The organism is Enterococcus sp. JM9B, from assembly GCF_009933265.1.
GTDB classification, from domain to species: Bacteria; Bacillota; Bacilli; order Lactobacillales; family Enterococcaceae; genus Enterococcus_C; species Enterococcus_C songbeiensis.
The window spans coordinates 50355-59827 of sequence record NZ_MAEK01000010.1; the positions used below are offsets into that span (position 1 = coordinate 50355).

Annotated in this window: 11 protein-coding genes; 9 read left to right on the forward strand and 2 right to left on the reverse strand. The window is 40.2% G+C overall.

The features are described from left to right. Nucleotides 1-10 precede the first annotated feature (10 nt). The 9 genes from fabF to BAU16_RS03400 all read left to right on the forward strand — a co-directional run bounded on the left by fabF (nt 11) and on the right by BAU16_RS03400 (nt 7709). Nucleotides 11-1252, forward strand: coding sequence for a beta-ketoacyl-ACP synthase II (fabF, locus tag BAU16_RS03360; protein ID WP_048603045.1), 1242 nt, complete (start codon nt 11-13; stop codon nt 1250-1252). Beyond that, nucleotides 1249-1728, forward strand: a complete 480-nt coding sequence (gene accB, locus BAU16_RS03365; protein ID WP_048603044.1) for an acetyl-CoA carboxylase biotin carboxyl carrier protein — start codon at nt 1249-1251, stop codon at nt 1726-1728. Before fabF ends, accB begins: the two co-directional genes overlap by 4 nt. 3 nt (nt 1729-1731) lie before the next feature. After that, complete coding sequence (gene fabZ, locus BAU16_RS03370; RefSeq protein WP_137605900.1) at nt 1732-2160, forward strand: 3-hydroxyacyl-ACP dehydratase FabZ; 429 nt, start codon at nt 1732-1734, stop codon at nt 2158-2160. Between the two features lie 7 nt (nt 2161-2167). Next, nucleotides 2168-3526 carry an acetyl-CoA carboxylase biotin carboxylase subunit gene (locus BAU16_RS03375; RefSeq protein ID WP_048603042.1) on the forward strand — a complete coding sequence of 453 codons (1359 nt, stop codon included), beginning with the start codon at nt 2168-2170 and terminating at the stop codon, nt 3524-3526. Between the two features lie 11 nt (nt 3527-3537). Further along, nucleotides 3538-4404 carry an acetyl-CoA carboxylase, carboxyltransferase subunit beta gene (accD, locus tag BAU16_RS03380; protein WP_161526416.1) on the forward strand — a complete coding sequence of 289 codons (867 nt, stop codon included), beginning with the start codon at nt 3538-3540 and terminating at the stop codon, nt 4402-4404. Continuing rightward, nucleotides 4401-5186 carry an acetyl-CoA carboxylase carboxyl transferase subunit alpha gene (locus BAU16_RS03385; RefSeq protein ID WP_048603040.1) on the forward strand — a complete coding sequence of 262 codons (786 nt, stop codon included), beginning with the start codon at nt 4401-4403 and terminating at the stop codon, nt 5184-5186. The genes accD and BAU16_RS03385 overlap by 4 nt, the downstream gene beginning before the upstream one ends. A 230-nt stretch (nt 5187-5416) precedes the next feature. Beyond that, nucleotides 5417-6256, forward strand: a complete 840-nt coding sequence (locus tag BAU16_RS03390; protein WP_137605899.1) for a transporter substrate-binding domain-containing protein — start codon at nt 5417-5419, stop codon at nt 6254-6256. Between the two features lie 15 nt (nt 6257-6271). Further along, on the forward strand, nt 6272-6961 hold the full coding sequence (locus tag BAU16_RS03395; protein WP_048603038.1) for an amino acid ABC transporter permease: 690 nt from the start codon (nt 6272-6274) through the stop codon (nt 6959-6961). A 13-nt stretch (nt 6962-6974) separates the two neighbouring features. Further along, nucleotides 6975-7709 (forward strand): amino acid ABC transporter ATP-binding protein, encoded by a 735-nt coding sequence (locus BAU16_RS03400; protein ID WP_137605898.1) that lies wholly within the window; start codon nt 6975-6977, stop codon nt 7707-7709. Nucleotides 7710-7758: 49 nt separating this feature from the next. Here the strand turns inward: BAU16_RS03400 and BAU16_RS03405 are convergent, their stop codons facing one another. Together BAU16_RS03405 and BAU16_RS03410 are read right to left on the reverse strand one after the other, a co-directional pair. After that, complete coding sequence (locus BAU16_RS03405; RefSeq protein WP_048603036.1) at nt 7759-8010, reverse strand: hypothetical protein; 252 nt, start codon at nt 8008-8010, stop codon at nt 7759-7761. 508 nt (nt 8011-8518) lie between these two features. Then, on the reverse strand, nt 8519-9473 hold a 955-nt coding region (locus BAU16_RS03410), incomplete at its 5' end, for an IS1380 family transposase (RefSeq protein WP_161526417.1).

Consider the following 9473-nt stretch of genomic DNA (forward strand, 5'->3'; position numbering starts at 1 on the left):
GGAGAAACGAATGAATCGAGTAGTAATCACAGGATATGGTGTTGCTTCACCTATCGGCAACGATCCAGAGACCTTTTTAACAAGTCTAAAAGAAGGAAAAAACGGTATTGGGGAAATCACCCACTTTGATGCAACAGATACGGGTATTCGCTTAGCAGCAGAAGTGAAGGAATTTCCTTTTGATAAATATTTTATAAAAAAAGATGCAAAACGAATGGATATGTTTTCCGTATACGGTGTGTATGCAGCTTTAGAAGCAATGACAATGGCAGATTTCACCAAAGAAGATGTTGATGCGGATCGTTTTGGTGTCATTGTAGGATCGGGAATCGGTGGTTTACAAACGATCCAAGATCAAGTGATTCGAATGTCTGAAAAAGGCTCACAACGAGTATCACCAATGTTTGTTCCTATGTCAATCGTCAATATGGTGGCTGGAAACATCGCTTTGCGAGTGGGGGCAAAAGGAATTTGTACGAGCATCGTAACCGCTTGTGCTTCAGGAACTCATTCGATTGGTGAAGCTTTCCGCAACATTAAACATGGCTATGCGGATGTCATACTGGCTGGAGGAGCAGAAGCATCCATCAATCAAATCGGTATTGCCGGTTTTGCTTCTTTGACAGCTTTGACAAAAGAAACGGATCCTTCAAAGGCCTCAGTTCCTTTTGATACGAATCGCAGCGGTTTTGTCATGGGGGAAGGTGCAGGAGTCATGGTGTTAGAATCTTACGAGCATGCCAAACAACGAGGAGCCAACATACTAGCCGAGATTGTTGGGTATGGAGCAAATTGTGATGCGTATCATATGACAGCGCCAAATCCTGATGGTTCGGGAGCAGGTAAAGCGATTCAGTTGGCAATGGCAGAAGCAGGAATCACCGGAGCAGATGTTGACTATGTAAATGCACACGGAACAAGCACACCGGCAAATGATGTTGCTGAAGCAAAAGCGATTCAATATGGACTAGGTGAAACCTACCGTCAAACCTATGTCAGCAGTACAAAATCGATGACCGGTCATTTGTTGGGAGCCGCTGGAGGAATTGAAGCTATTGCTAGTCTGCTTGCTTTGGAGCATCAATTTATTCCACCAACAATCAATGTTTCTCAACAAGATCCCGAAATTGATTTAAACGTTGTAAAAAATCAAAGTCAACCGGCAGATGTGACCTATGCTTTAAGTAATTCGTTAGGTTTTGGTGGTCATAATGCAGTTATTTGTTTGAAACGTTGGGAGGCTGACGAATGAATATTCAAGAAATCAAAGGGTTATTAGATCAGTTCGATCAATCCTCTTTAACAGAATTTGATTTAAAAGAAGGCAATTTTGAACTTTATTTTAATAAAAATACGTCATCTGGAAAAGAACGACTCTATGCAACGCCAGCTGCGGAAACACCAGCAATTGGAGGCACACAACTTCAAACAACATCTACTCATGAAGAAACTACCGAAACAATTGTGACCGAAGAGGCAAAAGCTGAGGGAACATCAATCGTGTCACCGTTAGTAGGTGTGGTCTATCTGCAACCAACACCAGAAAAACCGGCATTTAAAAAACTGGGTGATCAGGTGAAAAAAGGCGAAGTTCTATGCATTATCGAAGCCATGAAAGTAATGAATGAAATTACCAGTGAAGTATCTGGAGAAATTACCGCGATACTCGTTGAGAATGAACAGACAGTGGAATACAATCAACCGTTGTTTGTGGTGAAAGAAGGCTAAAAAATGTCATTAATGACTGTAGAAGAAATCAAAAAAATCATTCCCCATCGTTATCCGTTTCTATTGCTGGATCGCGTAGAGGAAATGGAAATTGGCAAAAAAATCATCGCAAAGAAGAATGTATCCGTCAATGAACCTTTCTTTCAAGGACACTTTCCTCACGAACCGGTAATGCCGGGCGTACTGATTCTAGAAGCAATGGCGCAAGCTGGCGCAGTTGCGTTGCTTTCTCTTGAAGAATTTCAAGGGAAAACTGCTTATTTCGGTGGAATTGATAAAGCAAAATTTAGAAAAAAAGTAACGCCAGGAGATACCCTGATGTTGGAAGTAGAATTATTGAAAGTGAAATCTTCTGCTGGAATCGGCAAAGGGATCGCATATGTTGATGGAAAAAAAGTTGCTGAGGCGGAACTGACGTTTATGATTGGATAGGTGAGTTATGTTTTCAAAAGTATTGATTGCAAATCGTGGAGAAATCGCTGTACGAATCATTCGCGCCTGTCGTGAACTAGGAATTGCCACTGTTGCGGTTTATTCAGAAGCAGACCGGGAAGCTCTGCATACGGAAATGGCAGATGAGGCGATTTGTATCGGACCGGCAAAAGCAGCAGATTCTTATTTAAACGTGCAGCAGATTCTAAGTGCTGCAGTGGTGACAAAGGCAGAAGCCATTCATCCGGGGTTTGGTTTTTTATCAGAAAATAGCCGCTTTGCTGCCATGTGCGAAGAAATCAATGTTACGTTTATCGGTCCTAAAAGTGAAACGATTGAAGCAATGGGCAATAAAATCAATGCCCGTCAATTAATGATCCAAGCAGAAGTTCCCGTCATTCCTGGTAGCGATGGAGAAGTGGTTGATGTTGAAGAAGCATTAGCCGTAGCCGAACGCATCGGGTATCCTGTGATGCTGAAAGCTGCAGCTGGCGGTGGCGGAAAAGGGATTCGAAAAGTTGCTTCAAAAGATGAACTGCCACAGCATTTTTCTTCTGCCCAGCAGGAAGCAAAAGCAGCCTTTGGAAATGACGCCATGTATTTGGAAAAAATCGTTTATCCTGCTCGTCATATTGAAGTACAAATTTTAGGTGACGCATTTGGTCATATTATCCATCTGGGAGAAAGAGACTGTTCTTTACAGCGAAACAACCAAAAAGTGATGGAAGAATCTCCATCGGTGGTGATTTCAGAAGAAAAACGCCAAGAACTTGGTGAAGCTGCCCTGCGAGCGGCAAGAGCAGTCGGTTACCAAAATGCTGGTACAATTGAATTTTTAATGGATCAAGCTGGCTCGTTTTATTTTATGGAAATGAATACCCGAATTCAAGTGGAACATCCAATCACTGAGATGGTCACTGGAATTGATCTTGTAAAAAAACAAATTCAGATTGCAGCAAATGAACCTTTGGATATTCAGCAAACGGACATTAAGTTGAAGGGACATGCAATTGAATGTCGAATCAATGCAGAAAATCCTGCCTTTCATTTTGCTCCTTCGCCAGGGAAGATCACCAATCTTTTCTTACCCAGTGGTGGATTAGGTGTGCGGGTGGATAGCGGTATGTACTCTGGGTACACGATTCCTCCTTATTATGATTCCATGATTGCAAAAGTAATCGTTCATGGAGATACCCGTTTTGAAGCATTGATGAAAATGCAACGTGCACTAGGAGAGCTAGTGACAGATGGTGTATTGACAAATTCAGAATTTCAAATGGATTTGATTAGTCATCCACAAGTTGTTGCTGGAGATTACGACACCGCCTTTTTACAAGAAATCTTTTTACCGAATTGGGAACAATAGGAGGGTGAAACATGGCCTTATTCAAAAAGAAAAATTACATTCGCATCAATCCAAATCGGGATGCGACGCCAGCAAATACTCCTTTCGTTCCAGATAACATGTGGGCGAAATGTCCAAGTTGCAAACACACGCTTTATACGAAAGAAATGGGAGCAGAAAAGGTCTGCCCCCATTGTGGTTACAACTTTCGAATCAGTGCTTGGGAAAGAATCGCTCTTACTATCGATGAAAAAAGTTTTGAAGAATGGGATAATGATTGTCGGACGAGCGACCCGCTTGATTTTCCCGGCTATCTGGAAAAGATTCGCATAACACAAGAAAAAACGGGACTGAGTGAAGCCGTATTGACGGGAAACGCTACAATCAATGGCGTCCCTTTGGCAATCGGTGTCATGGATTCTCATTTCATCATGGGAAGCATGGGCACGGTTGTAGGAGAAAAAATCACCCGCTTGTTTGAACGGGCTACAATCAAAGGATTGCCAGTAGTGATTTTTACCGCTTCCGGAGGCGCCCGAATGCAAGAAGGAATTTTTTCTTTGATGCAGATGGCAAAAATTTCTGCGGCAGTCAAGCGACATAGTGAAGCAGGATTGTTTTATTTGACGGTTTTAACTGATCCAACTACCGGCGGCGTCACGGCAAGTTTTGCAATGGAAGGGGACATTATTTTAGCAGAGCCCCAAAGCCTGATTGGGTTTGCCGGACGGCGAGTGATTGAAGAAACTATCAAGCAGGAGTTGCCAGAGGACTTTCAAAAGGCGGAATTTTTGAAAAAACACGGCTTCGTTGACCAAATTGTTCCAAGAAAAGAAATGAAGGAACGTATTTATCAATTATTGACACTTCATACGATGGAAGGGTGGTCGCTGGGATGAAAAAAACTGCGGCAGAAATTCTGCAACAAGCGCGGGGGAAAGATCGCTTGACGGCTCTTGATTATTTTGAGTTGATTTTTGAGAATTTCCAAGAGCTACACGGGGATCGACTTTTTGGAGATGACGAGGCGGTAGTTGGTGGTATTGCATGTTTAGACGAAAAGCCAGTGACAGTCATCGGCATTCAAAAAGGCAAAAATCTGCAGGAGAATCTACGAAGAAATTTTGGTTCTCCTCATCCAGAAGGATATCGAAAAGCCTTGCGTTTAATGAAGCAAGCTGAAAAATTTGGCCGGCCGGTGATTACCTTTATCAATACCGCAGGCGCTTTTTGCGGTGTTGGGGCAGAAGAAAGAGGCGAAGGCGAGGCGATTGCCCGTAATCTTTTGGAAATGTCTGATTTGAAGGTGCCAATCATCGCCATCATTATTGGTGAAGGCGGTAGCGGTGGTGCGCTTGCCTTAGCTCTTGGCGACGAAGTATGGATGATGGAGCAATCAATTTATGCTATTTTGTCACCAGAAGGCTTTGCCTCAATCCTATGGAAAGATGGCAGCCGTGCAAAAGAAGCCGCGGAATTGATGAAAATCACTGCAAAAGAATTGTTTGATTTAAAGGTAATTGATAAAGTCATTCCCGAAACTTTAAATGGCGAACCAATTGAAATGGAAAAAATCAATCACATGCTTCGCAAAGCATTGATCGACAAATTACAAGAACTTTGCCAACTGACGGAATCCGAAAGGTTAGAAGCACGTTATCAGCGTTTTCGTAAATTTTAATCGTAAAAGTAGAAGGACCAAAGCATCCAGCTTTTGGTCTTTTTTTGTTTCTTATAGCCGTTTTTGCTGGGAATATTCAATAAACTAGCGATTTTCACGAGAAAAGTAAATAAAATTTCAAAAAACTTTCAAAAAATGGATGAAAAGTCAAAAAAACTGTGGTAATATGTATACAATCTCATAAAAAAGAAATATATTGTATAAAAAATGAATAATGAGGAGCGGATTTTATGAAAAAGATTTTAACAGGGGTTGCGTCATTAGCATTAGTTTTCTTACTGGGTGCTTGTGGTGGCGGAAATAACGAAAAAGCATCAAAGGATTCAGGTACACAAGACAAAGCAGTTGCTGCAATCAAAGATGCGGGAGTACTGAAAGTTGGATTATCTGCAGATTTTGCTCCTTTTGAATTTCATACGATGTCTGACGGCAAAGATAAAATTGTCGGGGCAGATATTGATTTAGCTAATGCAATCGCCGAAAAATTAGATGTTGATGTTGAGTTTATGGATATGGAATTCAATGCAGTATTAAGTTCTCTGCAACAGGGAAAAGTGGATATTGCGATTTCGGGAATTTCTGCTACACCGGAACGTAAGGAATCCTTCGACTTTTCAGATAATTACTACAATCCACCACAAAAAATTGTTATTAACAAGAAAAATGCCGCAACCTTTACTTCGATTGAAAGTTTGAGTGGCAAAAAAATCGGTGCACAAAAAGGCTCTGTTCAAGAAGATGTAGCCAAGACACAGATTGCTGATGCACAAATCGTTTCTGTTGCGAAAGTTCCTAATCTAATCATTGAATTAAACCAAGGATCGATCGATGCGCTCGTCGTTGAAGAAACAGTTGGTGCTTCTTATATTGACCAAAACCCGGATTTGCAGTTTGCAGAAGTTGACTTGAAATCCAGCGAAGACGAAGCGTATGCAATCGCCTTGCCAAAAGACAGCGGCGAATTAAAATCAGAAATTAACGATGTAATCAAAGAATTGAACGATTCTGGCAAAATGGAAGAATTTGTTCAAAAAAATATCGAGCTAGCAAATAAAAATGCCGAAAAATAGATTGAGGTTAGACAAATGAATTTTTCCTTTTTACCAGATTTTTTCCCTTATTTTCTTTCAGGAACAGTCGTTACCATTATCATTTCAGTGGTTACCATCATTTTTGGAACGATTATCGGAGTCGTAATGGCTTTGCTGAAACTTTCCAGCGTGTCTCCTTTGCGTTGGTTTGCCAATATTTATATTGAAATTATTCGTTGTACACCGATGTTGATCCAAATTTTGATTGGTTTTGGACTTTTGCAAGGAATCATCAGTGCGCCAACGGTAGCTATCGGTGTTTTAGATGTCGATTTTAGTCGGTTGATTCCCGGAATTATTGTGATTTCAATGAACTCTGGCGCCTATGTAGCAGAAATCGTTCGGGGTGGGATTATTTCCGTTGAAGCAGGGCAAAAAGAAGCAGCAGAATCTCTGGGTTTGCGTCCAATGCAGGCGATGCGTTACGTGATTTTACCGCAAGCATTGCGAAATATTCTTCCTTCAATGGGAAATGAATTTATCACCCTGATCAAAGATTCTTCCCTACTTTCAACAATTGGAATTTATGAATTATTGAGCAGTGCGCAAATCGTTATCACCAATTCGTATATTCCGTTAGAACCATTGTATATTGCCGCTATCATTTACTTTATCCTGACTTTCTTCACGGGACGTTTACTGGCTTTATGGGAAGAAAAAATGGGTAAAGGATACCAAAGATAGGGGGGAATATAAGATGTCGGAAGCATTGATTAAAGTAGAAAATCTGCATAAATCATTTAAGAAAAATCAAGTATTAAAAGGAATCAATTCAGAGATTAAAAAAGGGGAAGTCGTGGTAATCATCGGACCATCTGGCTCAGGAAAAAGTACCTTTCTCCGCTGTCTAAATCTTTTAGAGGTACCAACTCAAGGTAATATTTATTTTGAAGGTACAGATATTACCGATAAGAAAAATGACATTTACAAAATGCGAGAGAAAATGGGAATGGTTTTTCAAAACTTTAATCTTTTTCCTAATATGACAGTCATGGATAACTTGATTTTATCTCCTGTTAAAGTAAAAAAAGAAACCAAAGAGACAGCTATGGCTTTTGGGGAGCAGCTTTTAGAAAAAGTTGGTTTGAGTGAAAAAAGCGCTGCCTATCCTCAATCGCTTTCTGGGGGACAGAAACAGCGGATCGCGATTGCACGAGCATTGGCGATGCAGCCGGATGTTATGTTGTTTGATGAACCGACTTCGGCGTTAGATCCGGAAATGGTAGGGGAGGTCCTTTCAGTTATGCAGCAGTTGGCAAAAGACGGTATGACGATGGTCATTGTTACCCATGAAATGGGATTTGCCAAAGAAGTTGGAGACCGTGTGCTCTTTATGGATGAAGGAATCATCATGGAAGAAGGAACACCGGAAGACATCTTTCAGCATGCACAAAATCCACGGACAATTGATTTTTTGTCGAAAATATTATAGAAAAAACCTGTAGGAAAATAGCCAAGCAGCCGTTTTCCTACAGGTTTTTTTAAAAATTCGGATGTTGATGTTTTTGTTTTCGTAAAAGAGGCAGTAATTCTTTTGCAGTGATCGCCATTACTTTTTCGCCAAGGGAACCCTTCGGCATTTTTTCTGCGGGGTCATTTTTGTAACGGTAATCGGTAAAGAGCTGTTCTCCGTCTTTTTCTTCATAAAAAGCCCAGATTTCTTCATCTCCGATATCTTCAATATCGGCAAAAAGCTCAACAATCAGTTCATTCAAGTCTTCGTGAAATTGCATCATTCATTCTCCTTACTCAAAATTTTCTCCTTCTATCTTAGCACATTTTTGTGGGGGTACAACGGGTTTTTAAGAAGGTGGGGCTATGCTCACAATAGAAATTCGTTCTCAATCCATGCCAATCCTTCATGAGTGCTAGTGTAAAAAAGGAGTTTTCCATTCAAATCAAAAAAGGCTATGTTCATGTAGCCAAATTCTGTAGTGTCAACATTGCTACCTAAAACAACATCGAAATGATTATAGGAAAAAGAGTCAATTTTTCGTAAGTCATTAAAAAATTTTTTTTTATTACCAGTAAATATCCTGAATTATTCATACTTCTAGATTTTTAACATTAATTTTGAAAAACCATCGGTTTTTCTTTTTCTGTTATTACATTTCAAATGTCGCTAGCGCTATTAGCTCAAAATATGATCTATTCAAGGAATGACGAGTCATTTTTCTTATTTTTGAGCGCAAATATCCCTTAGAATTAATAAGTTTTTAAAATTTCAGTTAGCTCCCAGTTCTACCAGCAGAGTTGCTGGATTTTTTCCAATAGATAATAGAACAGGTTCTGGTAAACATGGGAAGAGCTCGTTTTCAGAAACAATTTTCGACCGCTACGAATTAGCTTACCAGCCACTTTGAAAAGGCGAAGACGTAAGGTGTCTACTTGGAAAACTGCTTCTTTCGCAGGTAAACAGATTGTTTTCATGAAGTTGACCAAGTTGTAAGCCAAGAGGCTTATCATCATCCGAGCATGGTTTTCCAGAAAAGTGGGACTATCCGTTTTATCGAAATAGAAACCATTTTTGGCTTCCTTGATATAATTTTCCATGATACCACGCTTATGGTAAATACCGAAAATCTCTTGAGGTAAAAGGTTGTGGGAAAAATTGGTAACCAAATATTCATGCCGAAACAACAATTCATTGGCTTCTCTGGTTGATTTGATACAAATCCGTCGTTCTTTTGACCATTTTTCAGCTTGATAGGTAGTTGAATAATAGTGAACTTCCCGTTGATACCACGGATGATCATCTCCTACAAGAACGAAATTCTCTGCAATTTTTTCTAGATTTCTATTCGCCTTCAGGCGAATAACATAGTAACTATCATTGGCTTCACAAGTCTCATATACTTCTGGTGTCGCGAAACCACTATCCCCTCGAACAAGGATATTCGTACATGGAAGAGTCTGTTGATAATGTTCAAGCATTGGTTTCAGAAATTCTTTCACGCCATTTGAAGTGTACACATTTCCAGAACGAAGTTCTGCTTTGAGAAAATCACCCGTCAGACCATCAAACGCTACTAACGGATGATACCCGTTCGTACCATAGTGGGCATTGAAATTAGCATCTTCTTGGTTACCAAAAGTATCCGAATGTGTGGAATCCAGATCAATGATCATTTCTGTAGCGTTCCGTTTTAAACGAACTTTGTCGATTAATGCTTGGTTTAAGAGTTGAAATTGGACA

Bases quoted from the DNA above. Each gene is read 5' to 3' on its own strand.
- BAU16_RS03375 (WP_048603042.1), top strand. From the start codon at position 2,168: ATGTTTTCAAAAGTATTGATTGCAAATCGTGGAGAAATCGCTGTACGA.
- BAU16_RS03390 (WP_137605899.1), top strand. From the start codon at position 5,417: ATGAAAAAGATTTTAACAGGGGTTGCGTCATTAGCATTAGTTTTCTTA.
- BAU16_RS03385 (WP_048603040.1), top strand. From the start codon at position 4,401: ATGAAAAAAACTGCGGCAGAAATTCTGCAACAAGCGCGGGGGAAAGAT.
- BAU16_RS03405 (WP_048603036.1), bottom strand. From the start codon at position 8,010: ATGCAATTTCACGAAGACTTGAATGAACTGATTGTTGAGCTTTTTGCC.
- accD (WP_161526416.1), top strand. From the start codon at position 3,538: ATGGCCTTATTCAAAAAGAAAAATTACATTCGCATCAATCCAAATCGG.
- accB (WP_048603044.1), top strand. From the start codon at position 1,249: ATGAATATTCAAGAAATCAAAGGGTTATTAGATCAGTTCGATCAATCC.
- BAU16_RS03395 (WP_048603038.1), top strand. From the start codon at position 6,272: ATGAATTTTTCCTTTTTACCAGATTTTTTCCCTTATTTTCTTTCAGGA.
- BAU16_RS03400 (WP_137605898.1), top strand. From the start codon at position 6,975: ATGTCGGAAGCATTGATTAAAGTAGAAAATCTGCATAAATCATTTAAG.
- fabF (WP_048603045.1), top strand. From the start codon at position 11: ATGAATCGAGTAGTAATCACAGGATATGGTGTTGCTTCACCTATCGGC.
- fabZ (WP_137605900.1), top strand. From the start codon at position 1,732: ATGTCATTAATGACTGTAGAAGAAATCAAAAAAATCATTCCCCATCGT.